Origin of the sequence: Gordonia alkaliphila, from assembly GCF_023017165.1 — a bacterium.
GTDB lineage: Bacteria > Actinomycetota > Actinomycetes > Mycobacteriales > Mycobacteriaceae > Gordonia > Gordonia alkaliphila.
Map to the genome: position 1 here is coordinate 3,133,230 of NZ_JALKBW010000001.1, position 14,235 is coordinate 3,147,464.

Genomic DNA, 14,235 nt, shown 5'->3' on the forward strand with positions numbered 1-14,235 from the left:
ATGGCACAGCAGCGTAAGCCGCTCATCGCGGGCAACTGGAAGTGCAACCTCAACCACTTCGAGGCCATCGCACTGGTGCAGAAGGTCGCGTTCGCGCTGCCGGAGAAGTACTACGACAAGGTCGACGTCACCGTGCTGGTGCCGTTCACCGACATCCGCAGCGTGCAGACCGTGGTCGACGGCGACAAGCTCCTGCTCACCTACGGTGCGCAGGACGTCTCCCAGCACGACTCGGGCGCGTACACCGGCGAGATCAGCGGCGCCTTCCTGAGCAAGCTCGGCGTCAGCTTCGTGGCCGTCGGGCACTCGGAGCGTCGCACCCTGCACGGGGAGACCGACGAGGTGGTGCTGGCCAAGACCAAGGCGGCGCTGCGTCACGGCCTCACCCCGATCGTGTGCATCGGCGAGGGGCTGGACATCCGCGAGGCAGGCGACCACGTCGCCTACAACGTGGCCCAACTGAAGGCCTCCCTGGCCGGACTCTCTGCCGCGGAGATCAGCAAGCTCGTGGTGGCGTACGAACCGGTCTGGGCCATCGGCACCGGCCGGGTCGCCAGCGCCGAGGACGCGCAGGAAGTCTGCGCGGCCGTCCGCGAGGCGCTCGCCGAGATCGCCGACCCGGCCACCGCGGCCGGCGTCCGGGTGCTCTACGGCGGCAGCGTGAGCGCCAAGAACGTGGCCGAGATCGTCGGGCAGCCCGACGTCGACGGTGCACTGGTCGGCGGCGCGTCGCTGAAGGCCGACGAGTTCGCGCAACTGTCCGCCATCGCGGCGGGCGGGCCGTTGCTCTGATCGGCAGGACCATCGCGTAGACTGTGGCAGGTTGCTCTCTGAGCGACCTGCCACAGTTCTTTTGACCGAACGGACTCTCCCCTCGTGACTCTCGCGCTGAACATCGGCCTGATCATCACCAGCCTGCTGCTGATCGTCCTGGTGCTGCTGCATCGCGCCAAGGGCGGCGGCCTGTCGTCCCTCTTCGGTGGCGGCGTGCAGTCGAGTCTGTCCGGTTCGTCGGTGGTCGAGAAGAACCTCGACCGACTGACCATCTTCGTCGGTCTGATCTGGCTGATCTTCATCGTCGGCGTCGGCCTGGACATCAAGTACTCCTAAGCCATACCCTTCGGCATGAGCACTCTGCCGATGATCAGCCGCCTGGCCGTAGACGACACCGGACGGGCTGCCACCGAACCCTTACGCGAAGACATCCGCTTTCTCGGCGGTCTGCTGGGGCAGGTGATCGCCGACCATGCCGGCGCGGAAACCTTTGCCCTGGTAGAGGATTCGCGTCGCGACGCGTTCGCCGTTCGGGATCGCGAACTCTCCCGCGATGTGCTCGCGGCTCGCTACACCGATCCCGGTGTAGCCCAACTGCTTCCGGTGATCCGGGCGTTCTCCAACTTCGCGCTGCTGGCCAACCTCGCCGAAGACCTGCATCGGGAACGACGACGCCGTATCCACCTGCTGGCCGGTGATCCGCCCCAGCCCTCCAGTCTCGCCGCCAGCCTCGCCGCCCTCGCCGCGTCGGACTGCACCGACGACGAGGTGGGCGCCGCGCTCGCCCACGGTGCGGTGATCCCGGTGATCACGGCACACCCCACCGAGACGCGCCGCCGCAGCGTCTTCGACGCCCAGAACCGCATCACCGAACTGATGCGGGTGCGCGCGCGCACCGAACTGACGCCCGCCGAGGCGGCGGCCCTGGACGCCGAGATCGGCGAGCAGATCCTGCGCCTGTGGCAGACCGCACTGATCCGGCTGCGGCGCTTGACCATCAGCGACGAGATCACCACCGGGCTGCGCTACTACGATGCCTCCTTCTTCGAGGTGGTGCCGCGGCTCAACCGCGACGTCCGCCGCATGCTGAGCGAGACCTACCCGGCGGCCGATCTCGAGGAGCTGTCCATCATCACGATGGGCTCGTGGATCGGCGGCGACCGCGACGGCAACCCGTTCGTGACCGGCGAGGTGGTGACCGAGGCGACGTCGGCCGCCGCCGCGGCCGCGCTGCGCCATCACCTCGACGAGGTGCACGAGCTGCGGCAGGAACTGGCGATGTCCGCGCGCCTGGTCGGTCCGATCACCGACGAACTGCGTCGGCTCGGCGGGCCGGAATGTCTCGACGACGACGAACCCTTCCGCTGCGCGCTCCGCGAGGTCCGCGCCCGGCTGGCGGCCACCGGACAGACGCTGCTCGGCACCGACTTCCTGACGGCGACCGAACTCGAGTGGGCCCAGGCCGCCCGCGCCTACGCCGACCCCGCCGAACTGTCCGCCGACCTCGACGTGGTCGACGCAGCCCTGCGGGCCGCGGTCGACGCGTCGATCGCCGACAACCGTCTCGGCGCCCTTCGCGAAGCCGTCCGCACCTTCGGCTTTCACCTGTCCGGCCTGGACATGCGCCAGAACTCGGAGACCCACGAGGAGGTGATCGCCGAACTGCTGGCGTGGGCGGGCGCCTGCCCGGACTACCGGAGCCTGGACGAGGCCGCGCGCGTCGCCCTGCTGTCGGCCGAGCTCACCTCCCGGCGCCCGCTGCTGCAGGCCGGCGCCGACCTCAGTGACCTCGCCGTCAAGGAACTCGGCGTACTCGAGGCAGCCGCCGCCGCGGTGGCCCGGTTCGGACCCGCCGCCGTGCCGACCTACATCATCAGCATGTGCACCTCGGTGTCCGATCTGCTGGAAGCGCTGCTGCTGCTCAAGGAGGTCGGGCTCTACGGTCTCGACGCCGAGGGCGCCCCGGTGTGCACCGTGCGCGTGGTACCGCTGCTGGAGACCATCGAGGACCTGCAGGCCGGGGCCGCGATCCTCACCGCCGCACTGGAACTGCCCTTCTACCGCGCGCTGATCGACGTCCAGCAGGGCGTGCAGGAGATCATGCTCGGCTACTCCGACTCCAACAAGGACGGCGGCTACCTCGCCGCCAACTGGGCGCTGTACCGGGCCGAGCTCGACCTGGTGGCAGCCGCCGCCGCGGCCGGCATCGCGCTGCGGCTGTTCCACGGTCGCGGCGGCACCGTGGGACGCGGCGGCGGCCCCAGCTACGACGCCATCCTCGCGCAGCCGCCCGGCGCGGTGCAGGGGTCGCTGCGCCTCACCGAACAGGGCGAGATCATCGCCGCGAAGTACGCCGAACCGATCAGCGCCCGCCGCAATCTGGAGACCCTGGTGGCCGCGACCCTCGAATCGACGCTGCTCGACACCGAGGGCTTGGGCGAGGACTCGGCCGCCGCGTACGCGGTGCTCGACGAGCTGGCGGCGCTGGCCCGCAGCACCTACGGCGACCTGGTGCACCGCACGCCCGGCTTCGTCGAGTATTTCACCGACTCCACGCCGCTGTCGGAGATCGGCGCGCTGAACATCGGCAGCCGGCCCACCTCCCGGAAGCAGACGACGGCGATCTCCGATCTGCGCGCCATCCCGTGGGTGCTGTCGTGGACGCAGTGCCGGGTGATGCTGCCCGGCTGGTACGGCACCGGCAGCGCCTTCGCCGCCTGGGTGGGCGACGACCCGGACCGCCTGGCGCAGCTGGCCGACTACTACCGGCGCTGGCCGTTCTTCCGCTCGGTGATGTCGAACATGGCGCAGGTGCTGGCCAAGTCCGATCTGGGCCTGGCTGCTCGCTACGCCGAACTGGTGCCCGACGCGGACCTGCGCGAGCGTGTCTTCGGGATGATCGTCGACGAACACGCCCGCACCCTCGACATGTACGCGGCGATCACCGGGACCGACGACCTGCTCGCCGACAACGACGCCCTGAAGCGCTCGGTGTACAACCGGTTCCCGTACTTGGAGCCGCTGAATCTGATGCAGGTGGAGCTGCTGCGGCGGTTCCGCTCCGGGCAGGACTCGCCCCAGATCCGCCGTGCCATCCAGCTGACGATGAACGGTCTGGCCACCGCGCTGCGCAATAGCGGTTGAGCAGTAACGACGGCGTATTCGAGGTCCGCCCGAGGCCTCACTAAGGTTGACCGCATGACTCTGCTGGCCGTCTACCTCGCCGTAGTCTTCGGTTGCGGACTCATCGCCAAACTCATTCGTCTCCCTCCACTCATCGGCTTCTGTCGGCCGGATTCATCCTGAAGGCGGCCGACGTGGAGATGCTCGGCGGCCTCGACGTGATGTCCGAGGTCGGCGTCACGCCGCTCCTGTTCGCGATCGGCCTGCAGTTGGATCTGCGGACGTTGATCAAGAAGGAGGTCTGGTTCGACGCCGGGGCGCATATGGCGGTGATGACCGGCATCGGCATCGGATTCCTCTCGATGATGGGGGTGCTCGGCGCCTCGGCCCGCAATCCTTGACGGTGCTGGCCGCGATCGCGTTCGTACTGTCCTTCTCCAGGACCATCGTCGCGGTGAAGATCCTGCAGGAACGCGGCGACGAGCAGTCGCTGTAACGCCGGATCGTGATCGGCGTGCTCGTGGTGCAGGACATCGGTGCGGTGGTGCTGATGTCGATCTCGCGGGGCGAGGCGCCGAGTCTGTGGGCGTTGACCCTCGTGGTTCTCGCCCGCCATTCGAGTGCCGAACGCCTGTCGAACGACCTGTTCCGCATCAAGGATCTGCTGCTCGTCGGATTCTTCGTCTCCATCGGCTTCCACGGCATCCCCACCTGGGAGAACGTGGTCATCGGGCTGGCGCTGCTGCTGCTCCTGCCGATTCAGGCCTTCCTCTACTGGGGGTTGCTGTGGCTTCTCGGCCTGCGCAACCGCACGTCGCTGCTCGCGGCCTTCGCTCTCGCGAACGACTCCGAGTTCGCCCTGATCATCGCGGAGATCGGCAGCGAGGACGGCTGGCTGTCGGAGAAATGGCTGCTCTCCCTGGTGATCGCCGTGGCGGGCAGCTTCGTGATCGCCGGTCTCGTGAACCCGACCAGCGTCTCGGGTATCTCCCGGCTGACGCGGCGCCTGCCCCCGCCCGCCGGACAAGATCCACCCCGAAGACCGGCCCATCGACGTCGGCGACGCCGAGGCCGTGGTGCTCGGCATGGGACGGGTCGGCTCGGCCGTGTATCGCCAGCTCACCGAGGAATGCGGCTACAAGACCCTCGGCGTGGAACACGACCCGAACCGTATTCGCGACCTCGTACGGCAGGGCTTCCAGATCATCGAGGGCGATGCCACCGACTACGACTTCTGGACCCGAGTGGTCACCGGTAGCGGCGTCAAGATGATCCTGCTCGCGCTGCCCGCGCAATACGCCAACATCGAGGCCTTGCGCGAACTGCAGCGCATCGGCCACGGGGGAGCGGTGGTGGCCTCGGTCGCGCTCTACCGCGAGGACGTGGCGGAGCTGACCGAGCTCGGCACCGACGTGGTGATCCGCCTGTACGCCGGCGCCGGCGAGGCCCTCGCCGACCGCGCCGTGGAAGCGGTGCTGGCGCGGGAGAACGACGACGCGCCGCCGCCGGCCGTCGCGGCGAAGCCGGACCGCTTCGATCGGCACATGCTCGGTACCCGCGAGATGCGGGTGCGCGACGACGCGCGCCTACCGGACGGCTGAGCTGCCGGCGTTCAGGCCAGGTCCGTGGCAGCGGCCGCGTCGACGAACCAGACCGTCCGCTCGGTGCCGTGTGCTCCGGCGCACGGCCAGTCGGCACGATCGGCACCGTGGTGGGCGGCGGCGACGGCCTCGGCCTTCTCCGCGCCGGACACCAGGAACCACACCTCGCGGGAACGGTTGATCACCGGGAAGGTCAGTGTGATGCGGCGCGGCGGCGGCTTCGGCGAATCCGACACCGCCACCACCGGCGCGGAGTTCTCGGCGGTCGCGGCGGTGTGCGGGAACAGCGAGTTGATGTGGCCCTCGCCGCCCATGCCCAGCAGGTGCACGTCGAAGACGAGGTCGTCGTCGATGAGCTTCGCGTAGGCGCGCGTCGCGGCCGCCAGATCGTCGCCGAACTCACCGTCGCTGGCGGGCATCATGTGCACCCGCGCCGGATCCAACGGTACCCGGCCCAGCAGAGCCTGCCGCGCCTGCCACTCATTGCGCTCGGGGTCGTCGGCGGGCAGGAACCGCTCGTCGCCCCAATACAGGTCGACGCGGCTCCAGTCGATGCCGGCGGGGGCTGCGGCGAGGGCGCGCAGCAGCCCGATGCCGTTGGAGCCGCCGGTCAGGGCGAGCACGGCGCGTCCGCGCTCCTGCTGCGCGCGGGTCACCGCGTCGACGAAGCGCGCGGCGGCGGTCTCCAGCAGCGCGGGGGCGTCGTCGAAGATCAGCGTTTCGAGTTCACTCATCAACCGTCAGTCCTCTTGTGTGACGCTGGAAAGTCCTTCCAGCGCATGGCGATACACGATGTCGGCATCCAGACGGCGGAGTTCCTCGGCGAGGCATTCAGCCGTGGTGCGACGTTTGAACGGCATCCGGCCGTCGGGGCGGCCGGGGAAGTGCAGGCTGCCGCCGCCGGCGTCGTCCATGACCAGTTCCACGGCACCGTCACTGCGCTCGAGGCTGACCCGCCAGTCCCCGACGCGGCGGGTGACCGGTACCCCGAGGGCGTGGGCCAACCAGCCGGCGATCAGGTCCAGACCCGGGATGTGCGCCGGTCCGCACACCGACGCGGAGTCCACCGGTGCGTGCGGCGGTCGGTCCAGCGCGGAGGCCAGCATGGCGCGCCACGGCGTGGTCGCGCTCCACGCCAGGTCGGTGTCGCCGGCGCTGTACCCGAGACGTCGCGCAGCGAGCGCGCCGCCGCAGTCGGCCGCCGACCGGGCGTCGGTGATACGGCGCGAGGCCAGCCGACCGAGCGGGTCGGCGGCGGGGCGGGCCGGCGCGCGTCCGGGCCACCACGTCACCACCGGGGTGTCCGGCAATAGGAAGGGCGTCACCACGGCGTGCGGGTGGTCGGCGAGCTCGCCGTGCAGATCCAGCACCACCACCTCGGAGGCGCCGGCGTCGCCGCCCACGCGGATCTGGGCGTCGAGCTGGGTGGCCTGGTTCCGGTCGCCGCGACTGACCACGATCACGCGGCACGGGTGCTCGCGACTGGCCTGATTGGAGGCGTCGACCGCGGCCTCGGCCTCCTCCCCGGCATCGGTGTCGATGACGAGGGTCAGTACCCGCCCGATGGTCACCTCGCCGCCGGAGTTGCGCATGCGGACGAGCTTCTTGCTGATGTCGAGCGTGGTGGTGTCGGGAAGATCGACGATCATCGCTGCCTCCTCAGGGCCGCCGCCAGGTCCGGCCGGTGCGTTCCATCATCTTGTCCGCGTCGGCGGGGCCCCAGGTGCCTGCGTCGTAGGTCTCCGGTGCGCCCTCAGTGGCCCACTCGGCGAGCACCGGGTCGAGGATCTGCCAGCTGAGTTCCACTTCCTCGTTGACCGGGAACAACGACGGCTCGTCGAGCAGCACGTCGAGCAGGAGACGCTCGTAGGCTTCCGGCGAGCTGACCGTGAAGGCCTCGCCGTAGGAGAAGTCCATGTTGACGTCGCGGACCTCCATGCCGGTGCTCGGCACCTTGGAACCGAAGCGGAGGGTGACGCCTTCGTCCGGCTGCACCCGGATCACCAGGGCGTTCTGCCCGAGCTCGGCGGTCATCGAGTCGTCGAACGGCAGGTGCGGAGCCCGTTTGAAGATCAGCGCGATCTCGGTGACCCGACGCCCCAGACGCTTGCCGGTGCGCAGGTAGAACGGCACTCCCGCCCAGCGGCGGGTGTCCACCTCCACGGCGATCGCCGCGTAGGTCTCGGTGGTCGAGTCGGCCTGGAAGCCCTCGTCGAGCAGACCGGGCACCGGTTCCGAGCCCTGCCAGCCGGGGCCGTAGCGGCCGCGCGCGGAGTTCTCGTCGATCGGCAGCAGATTCCGGGTCGACATGAGCACTTTGATCTTCTCCACCTGCAGCTCCCGCGGGGAGAAGGAGATGGGCTCCTCCATCGCGATCAGCGCGAGCAACTGCAGCAAGTGGTTCTGGATCACGTCACGGGCGGCGCCGATGCCGTCGTAGTAGCCCGCGCGCCCGCCCAGACCGATGTCCTCGGCCATGGTGATCTGCACATGATCGATGTAGTGGCTCGACCACAGCGGTTCGAAGAGCTGGTTGGCGAACCGCAGCGCCAGGATGTTCTGGACTGTCTCCTTGCCCAGGTAGTGATCGATGCGGAACACCGACTCCTCCGGGAAGACACTGTTGACCAGGGTGTTCAGTTCCTTGGCGGATTCCAGATCGTGGCCGAACGGCTTCTCGATGATCACCCGCTGCCAGGATCCGTCGGTGCCCGGGGCGGCCAGCCCGGTGCGCTTGAGCTGGTTGAGCACGGTCGGGAAGCTGTTCGGCGGGATCGCGAGGTAGAAGGCGTGATTGCCGTCGGTGCCGCGCTCGCGGTCCAGCTCGGCGAGCGTGGTGGTGAGGCGGTCGAAGGCGTCGTCGTCGTCGAAGCTGCCCTCGATGAAGCGGATGCCCTCGGCCAGTCGCTCCCAGCGTTCCTCGTCGAAGCGGGTGCGCGAATGCTCCTTCACCGCGTCGCGGACGGTGTCGGCGAAGTCCCGGTCACTCCATTCGCGGCGGGCGAAGCCGACCAGCGCGAAGCTGGGCGGCAGCAGACCACGGTTGGCCAGGTCGTACACCGCCGGCATCAGTTTGCGGCGGGACAGGTCACCGGTGACGCCGAAGATCACCAGCGCCGACGGCCCGGCGATCCGCGGCAGGCGCCGGTCGTGCGGATCCCGGAGGGGATTGGTCCACGCACCGTCGCCCGAGCCTGCCGCGGGAGCCATCGGGGTCAGGCCTTAGCGCTCGTGAGCTGGGCCGCCGTCGCGGTCAGCAGCTCGTCCCAGGCATCGACGAACTTGGTCACGCCCTCGGTCTCGAGAAGCGCGAAGACGTCGCCGAGATCGATGCCGACGCGGCTGAGCGCGTCGAAGACGCCGCGGCTCTCCGCGTCCCGGCCGACGATCGACTCGGTGTTCACCCAGCCGTGGTCGGCGAAGGCCAGCATGGTCTTGCCGGGCATGGTGTTCACGGTGTCGGGTGCGACCAGTTCGCTGACGTACAGCGTGTCCGGGTACTCCGGGTTCTTCACGCCGGTCGACGCCCACAGCGCCCGCTGCGGGCGTGCGCCGTGCGCCTTCAGGTCGGGGAAGCGCACCCCGAGATCGAAGACCTCGGTGTAGGCCGCGTAGGCCAGGCGGGCGTTGGCCAGACCGGCCTTGCCGCGCAGCGCGAGCGCCTCGGGGGTGCCGATCTGATCCAGGCGCTTGTCGATCTCGGTGTCCACGCGGGAGACGAAGAACGAGGCGACCGAGACGATGTCGGCGACGTCGTGCCCGTTCTCCAGCGCGGCGTCGAGCCCGTTGAGGAACGCCTCCATCACCTCGCGGTAGCGCTCCACCGAGAAGATCAGGGTCACGTTGACGCTGATGCCCTCGGCCAGCACGCGGGTGATCGCCGGCAGCCCCGCCTTGGTGGCCGGAATCTTGATCAGCACGTTGGGGCGATCGACGATCTTGGACAGCTCGATCGCCTGCGCCACGGTGGCGTCGGTGTCGTGCGCCAGCCGCGGATCCACCTCGATCGAGACGCGACCGTCGACGCCGTCGGAGTCGACGGCGACCGCGGCCAGCACGTCGCACGCCGACCGGACATCGTCGGTGGTGATCGCGGTGAGCGTCGCGTCCACGTCGGCACCCTGGGCGGCGAGCGCGGCGATCTGGTCGTCGTACATCGACGACTTGGCGATGGCCGCCTGGAAGATGGCCGGGTTGGTGGTCACGCCGACCACCGAGTGCTCGTCGATCTCGCGGCGCAGCGCGCCCGAGTCGATGATGTCGCGGGACAGGTCGTCGAGCCAGACCGAGACGCCCGCGGCGGACAGGTCGGCGAGTTTCGCATTCTGCGTCATCGAATGGTCTCCTTCTCTCTTCAGCGTCGCTCGGGTCAGCGCTCGAGCAGCCGGTGCGCCGCCGCGGCGACGGCCTCGGCGGTGATCCCGAACTCGGTGTACAGCGTCTGGTACGGGGCCGACGCGCCGAAGTGCTCCAGCGAGACGATCTCGCCCGCGGCCGGGCTGATGCCGCCGCCGCCGTGCACCACGCGGTACCACGGCATGGCGATGCCGGCCTCGATCACCACGCGCGGCACACCGGCGGGGAGTACCGAGTCGCGGTAGGCCTGATCCTGTTCGTCGAACCACTCGAGCGACGGCATGGACACCACGCGTGCCGAAATGCCTTCGGCGGCAAGGGTTTCCGCGGCCTCCACGGCGAGCGAGACCTCCGAGCCGGTGCCGATCAGCACCACGGACGGGGCCTGCGTGGGCTCGACGAGCACGTAACCGCCGCGGGCGACGCCCTCGTAGGACGTGCCCTCCAGGACCGGGACGTTCTGGCGGGTCAGGGCCAGGCCGACCGGCTGACTGCGGCGGGTCAGCAGGTGCCGCCAGGCGTGGGCGGTCTCGTTGGCGTCGGCCGGGCGCACCACGTCCAGGCCCGGGATCGCGCGCAACGCGGCCAGATGCTCCACCGGCTGGTGGGTGGGGCCGTCCTCGCCGAGGCCGATCGAGTCGTGCGTCCACACGTAGATCGGATCGATCTCCATGAGTGCGGCCAGCCGCACCGCGGGGCGCATGTAGTCGGCGAACTGCAGGAAGGTGCCCGCGTACGCGCGCGTCGGGCCGTGCAGCACGATGCCGTTGAGGATCGCCGCCATCGCATGCTCGCGGATACCGAAGTGCAGGGTGCGACCGTACGGGTGCGCGGTCCAGGTGGAGGTGCTGATCGACTCGGGGCCGAACGACACGGCGCCGTCCATCGTGGTGTTGTTGGAGCCCGCGAGGTCGGCCGAGCCGCCCCACAGTTCCGGTAGCACCGGAGCCAGTGCGGACAGCACCTTGCCCGACGCCGAGCGAGTCGCCACGGCCTTGTCGCCGGGAGCCCAGGTCGGCAGGACATCCGTCCAGCCCTCCGGAAGCTCGTGGGCGGAGAGACGGTCGAAGAGGGCCTTGTTCTCGGCGTTGTCGGCGGCCCAGGCGTCGAACCCGACCTGCCACTGGGCGCGGTCGGCGGCGGCGCGTTCGGCCAGCGCGCGGGTGTGGGTGATCACCGCGTCGGAGACCTCGAAGTCCAGTTCCGGGTCGAAGCCGAGGATCTTCTTGGTGGCGGCCACCTCGTCGGCGCCGAGCGCACTGCCGTGCGAGGCGCCGGTGTTCATCTTGGTGGGTGCCGGCCAGGCGATGATGGTTCGGATCAGGATGATCGACGGCTTGTCGGTCACGCTCTTGGCGTGGGCCACGGCGGCCTCGATCGCGACGACGTCTTCGCCGCCCTCGATCACCTGGACGTCCCAGCCGTACGACGCGTAGCGCGCGGCGGTGTCCTCGGTGAGGGCGATCTTGGTGTCGTCCTCGATGGAGATGTGGTTCTGGTCGTAGAAGACGATCAGGTTGCCCAGCTGCTGGGTGCCGGCCAGCGAACCGGCCTCGGCCGTGACGCCCTCTTCGATGTCGCCGTCGGAGGCGATCACGTAGATGTGATGGTCGAACGGGCTCTGCCCGGTCGCGGCGTTCGGATCGAACAGGCCGCGCTCGCGGCGCGCCGCCATCGCCATGCCGACGGCCGACGCCAGACCCTGGCCCAGGGGACCGGTGGTGATCTCCACGCCCTTGGTGTGGCGGTACTCCGGGTGCCCGGGAGTCAGCGAGTCCCAGGTGCGCAGTGCCTGGATGTCGGACAGTTCCAGGCCGAAACCGCCGAGGTAGAGCTGGATGTACTGGGTGAGGCTGGAGTGGCCGCACGACAGGATGAAGCGGTCCCGGCCCACCCACTCCGGGTCGGTCGGATCGTGGCGCATCACGCGCTGGTACAGGGTGTACGCCAGGGGCGCCAGGCTCATCGCGGTGCCCGGATGTCCGCTCCCGCAGTGCTGCACCGCGTCCGCGGCCAGCAGGCGGGCCGTGTCGACCGCGCGCGTGTCCACCTCCGTCCAATCAGCGGGGTACACCGGCTTGGTCAGCGCTGCGATCTCATCTGTAACGGCCACGATCGGGCAATCTCCTGTGGGGTAGAAACGGCGGATTCCACCAGCCTAGGGCATGTACCGGCATCCGGCCGAGACCGCGTCGTGCGCCACTGCCTGACCGGCCGGATTCTTCGCATAGCGCCGGGAGAGTTACCATTTAAATCATCAGCCCCAGTGCGCATTCGGAATCTGCAATCGCGTCGTCGTGGCTGTGCTGCGCAGAAACAAAGGAGCCAGTCGTTGAGGATCGGGGAAAGCGTAAGTTCGAGCGCTTCCGCCAGCGGCGAGGCATCGCCCGCTTCGGCCACCGCTGAGGCGCCCACCTCGGTATCGGCCCGGATGAAGGCCACGCTGCTCGCCTACATCGCGCTCACCAAGCCGCGCGTCATCGAGCTCCTGCTCGTGTCGACCATCCCGGTGATGCTGCAGGCCGACCGCGGAAGTGTCTCCATCGGGCTGATCGTGATCACCGTGATCGGCGGCTGGTTGGGCGCCGCGAGCGCCAACAGCCTGAACATGGTGGCCGACGCCGACATCGACCAGAAGATGAAGCGCACCGAGCGCCGACCGCTGGCACGCCACGCGGTACCGGTTCGCCACGTGCTGATCTTCGGCCTGGTCCTGGCCGTTGCGTCGTTCCTGGTCCTGTACTTCGGCACCCAGGCGTACGGCAACGTCCGCCCGTGGCTGCCGCCGGTGCTGGTGATGATCACCATCGCCTTTTACGTGGGCGTCTACACCCTCATCCTCAAGCGCCGGACCTGGCAGAACGTGATCTGGGGCGGCGCCGCCGGGTGCATGCCCGCGCTGGTCGGCTGGGCCGCGGTCACCGGTTCGCTGAGCTGGCAGCCGTTCGTGCTGTTCCTGGTGGTCTTCTTCTGGACGCCGCCGCACACCTGGGCGCTGGCCTGGCGCTACCGTGCCGACTACGAGGCCGCCGGGGTGCCGATGCTCCCGGTGATCGCCACCCCCGAGCACGTCACCCGCCAGATGCTGATCTACACCTGGCTCACGGTGATCACGTCGTTGTTCCTGATTCCGGTGACGAGCTGGATCTACTTCGCGGTCGCGATCCTCGCCGGCGGCTGGTTCCTCTGGTACGTGACGCGCCTGTACATCGAGACCCGGCGCGGCGTCGACGTGAAGCCGCTCAAGATCTTCCTCAAGTCCAACGAGTACCTGGCCCTGCTGTTCTGCGGCCTGGCCGTCGACGCCGTGCTCGACTGGCCCACGATCGCCTCGTACTTCTAGGCGCCTCGTACTTCTAGGCGTCTCGTACTTCTCGCGTACTCCTACGGAACGAGCACCGTCGTCCCGGTGGTCCGACGACCCTCCAGGTCCCGGTGCGCCTGCGCCGCGTCCTGGAGGTCATAGCGCTGGCCCACGCGCACCTGCACCGAACCGTCGGCGAGTGCCCCGAAGTATTCGCCGGCGCGCCAGGCCAGTTCCGCCGGATCGGCGATGTAGTGGCCCAGCGTCGGGCGGATCACCGACAGTGAACCCAGCGGATTGAGTCGCTGCAGATCGAACGGCGGCACCGGTCCGCTCGCGGCGCCGAAGAGCACCACGCGCCCGCGCACCGCGGTCGCCGCCAACGACTGCTCGAAGGTGTCCGCGCCGACGCCGTCGTAGGCCACCGCCACCCCGCGCCCGTCGGTGAGGGCGCGGATCCGCTGCGCCAGATCGTCGCCGTAGCGCAGGATCTCGTCGGCGCCCGCAGCCCGCGCCAGCCGCTCCTTCGCGTTGCTGGACACGGTGGTCAGCACGCGCAGTCCCGCGCGTGTGGCCAACTGCGTCAGCAGCAGGCCGACCCCGCCCGCACCGGCCTGCACCAGCACGGTCTCGCCGGACCGCGGCGCGGCCGCGCCGTCGAGCAGATAGTGGGCGGTGAGCCCGCGCAGCAGGCTGGAGCCGGCCGCCTCGTCGCTCACCCCGTCCGGGATCACCAGGGCGCGGGCCACCGGCACCGCGACGAGCTCGGCGTAGCTGCCGGGGACGTCGCACCAGGCCACCCGCTGGCCGACGGACAGCTCCGTCACGCCCGGGCCGAGCGCGACGACCTCGCCGGCGCCTTCGCTGCCCGGGACGTACGGCACGGGCATGGGGTAGAGGCCGCTGCGGAAGTAGGTGTCGATGAAGTTCACTCCGGCCGCGCCCACACGTACCAGGACCTGCCCCGGAGCGGGCTTCGGATCGGGCGCCGGTCCCGGTGTCAGCACGTCGGGACCGCCGATGGACGTCACAGTGATCGCTCGCATAGCTCAGTGTGGCACGCGGTTATGATGAGCC

At 69.5% G+C, this 14,235-nt stretch carries 12 protein-coding genes and 1 pseudogene; 7 read left to right on the plus strand and 6 right to left on the minus strand.

Going from position 1 to position 14,235, the window contains the following annotated elements:
- The 6 genes and pseudogenes from tpiA (at position 1) to MUG78_RS14330 (ending at position 5,498) form a co-directional block, all read left to right on the plus strand.
- The gene (gene tpiA / locus MUG78_RS14305) at positions 1-792 is read left to right on the plus strand and encodes a triose-phosphate isomerase (protein ID WP_246995869.1); all 792 of its coding nucleotides are present in this window, start codon (positions 1-3) and stop codon (positions 790-792) included.
- Between the two features lie 84 nt (positions 793-876).
- The gene (secG, locus tag MUG78_RS14310) at positions 877-1,110 is read left to right on the plus strand and encodes a preprotein translocase subunit SecG (protein WP_246995871.1); all 234 of its coding nucleotides are present in this window, start codon (positions 877-879) and stop codon (positions 1,108-1,110) included.
- A 15-nt stretch (positions 1,111-1,125) separates the two neighbouring features.
- The gene (gene ppc, locus MUG78_RS14315; protein WP_246995873.1) at positions 1,126-3,918 is read left to right on the plus strand and encodes a phosphoenolpyruvate carboxylase; all 2,793 of its coding nucleotides are present in this window, start codon (positions 1,126-1,128) and stop codon (positions 3,916-3,918) included.
- Positions 3,919-4,091: 173 nt separating this feature from the next.
- The gene (locus tag MUG78_RS14320) at positions 4,092-4,298 is read left to right on the plus strand and encodes a hypothetical protein (RefSeq protein WP_246995875.1); all 207 of its coding nucleotides are present in this window, start codon (positions 4,092-4,094) and stop codon (positions 4,296-4,298) included.
- Positions 4,299-4,447: 149 nt separating this feature from the next.
- Positions 4,448-4,801: pseudogene (locus tag MUG78_RS14325) on the plus strand (cation:proton antiporter domain-containing protein); the annotation flags it as partial.
- 181 nt (positions 4,802-4,982) lie between these two features.
- Complete coding sequence (locus MUG78_RS14330) at positions 4,983-5,498, plus strand: NAD-binding protein (protein ID WP_246995877.1); 516 nt, start codon at positions 4,983-4,985, stop codon at positions 5,496-5,498.
- Between the two features lie 11 nt (positions 5,499-5,509).
- On the opposite strand, the gene pgl is transcribed toward MUG78_RS14330, so the two are convergent.
- From pgl to tkt, 5 genes are read right to left on the minus strand one after another with little or no spacing between them, the layout of a single operon-like run.
- Positions 5,510-6,232, minus strand: coding sequence for a 6-phosphogluconolactonase (pgl, locus tag MUG78_RS14335; protein WP_246995879.1), 723 nt, complete (start codon positions 6,230-6,232; stop codon positions 5,510-5,512).
- Positions 6,233-6,238: 6 nt separating this feature from the next.
- On the minus strand, positions 6,239-7,147 hold the full coding sequence (locus MUG78_RS14340; protein ID WP_246995882.1) for a glucose-6-phosphate dehydrogenase assembly protein OpcA: 909 nt from the start codon (positions 7,145-7,147) through the stop codon (positions 6,239-6,241).
- A gap of 10 nt (positions 7,148-7,157) precedes the next feature.
- The gene (zwf, locus tag MUG78_RS14345; RefSeq protein WP_246995884.1) at positions 7,158-8,708 is read right to left on the minus strand and encodes a glucose-6-phosphate dehydrogenase; all 1,551 of its coding nucleotides are present in this window, start codon (positions 8,706-8,708) and stop codon (positions 7,158-7,160) included.
- Between the two features lie 5 nt (positions 8,709-8,713).
- Positions 8,714-9,832 carry a transaldolase gene (tal, locus tag MUG78_RS14350; RefSeq protein ID WP_246995886.1) on the minus strand — a complete coding sequence of 373 codons (1,119 nt, stop codon included), beginning with the start codon at positions 9,830-9,832 and terminating at the stop codon, positions 8,714-8,716.
- 35 nt (positions 9,833-9,867) lie between these two features.
- Positions 9,868-11,967: a transketolase gene (gene tkt / locus MUG78_RS14355; RefSeq protein WP_246995888.1), complete on the minus strand. Its 2,100-nt coding sequence runs from the start codon at positions 11,965-11,967 to the stop codon at positions 9,868-9,870.
- Between the two features lie 219 nt (positions 11,968-12,186).
- On the opposite strand from tkt, the gene MUG78_RS14360 reads away from it, so the two are divergent.
- Positions 12,187-13,197 (plus strand): heme o synthase, encoded by a 1,011-nt coding sequence (locus MUG78_RS14360; protein ID WP_281499845.1) that lies wholly within the window; start codon positions 12,187-12,189, stop codon positions 13,195-13,197.
- A gap of 41 nt (positions 13,198-13,238) precedes the next feature.
- Here MUG78_RS14360 and MUG78_RS14365 read toward each other — a convergent pair whose 3' ends face one another.
- The gene (locus MUG78_RS14365; protein WP_246995892.1) at positions 13,239-14,204 is read right to left on the minus strand and encodes a quinone oxidoreductase family protein; all 966 of its coding nucleotides are present in this window, start codon (positions 14,202-14,204) and stop codon (positions 13,239-13,241) included.
- Positions 14,205-14,235 lie beyond the last annotated feature (31 nt).

What these genes read in the sequence shown, in the direction of transcription:
- tpiA (WP_246995869.1), top strand. Translation starts at nt 1, where the DNA reads ATGGCACAGCAGCGTAAGCCGCTCATCGCGGGCAACTGGAAGTGCAAC.
- ppc (WP_246995873.1), top strand. Translation starts at nt 1,126, where the DNA reads ATGAGCACTCTGCCGATGATCAGCCGCCTGGCCGTAGACGACACCGGA.
- MUG78_RS14330 (WP_246995877.1), top strand. Translation starts at nt 4,983, where the DNA reads ATGGGACGGGTCGGCTCGGCCGTGTATCGCCAGCTCACCGAGGAATGC.
- pgl (WP_246995879.1), bottom strand. Translation starts at nt 6,232, where the DNA reads ATGAGTGAACTCGAAACGCTGATCTTCGACGACGCCCCCGCGCTGCTG.
- MUG78_RS14340 (WP_246995882.1), bottom strand. Translation starts at nt 7,147, where the DNA reads ATGATCGTCGATCTTCCCGACACCACCACGCTCGACATCAGCAAGAAG.
- zwf (WP_246995884.1), bottom strand. Translation starts at nt 8,708, where the DNA reads ATGGCTCCCGCGGCAGGCTCGGGCGACGGTGCGTGGACCAATCCCCTC.
- tal (WP_246995886.1), bottom strand. Translation starts at nt 9,832, where the DNA reads ATGACGCAGAATGCGAAACTCGCCGACCTGTCCGCCGCGGGCGTCTCG.
- MUG78_RS14365 (WP_246995892.1), bottom strand. Translation starts at nt 14,204, where the DNA reads ATGCGAGCGATCACTGTGACGTCCATCGGCGGTCCCGACGTGCTGACA.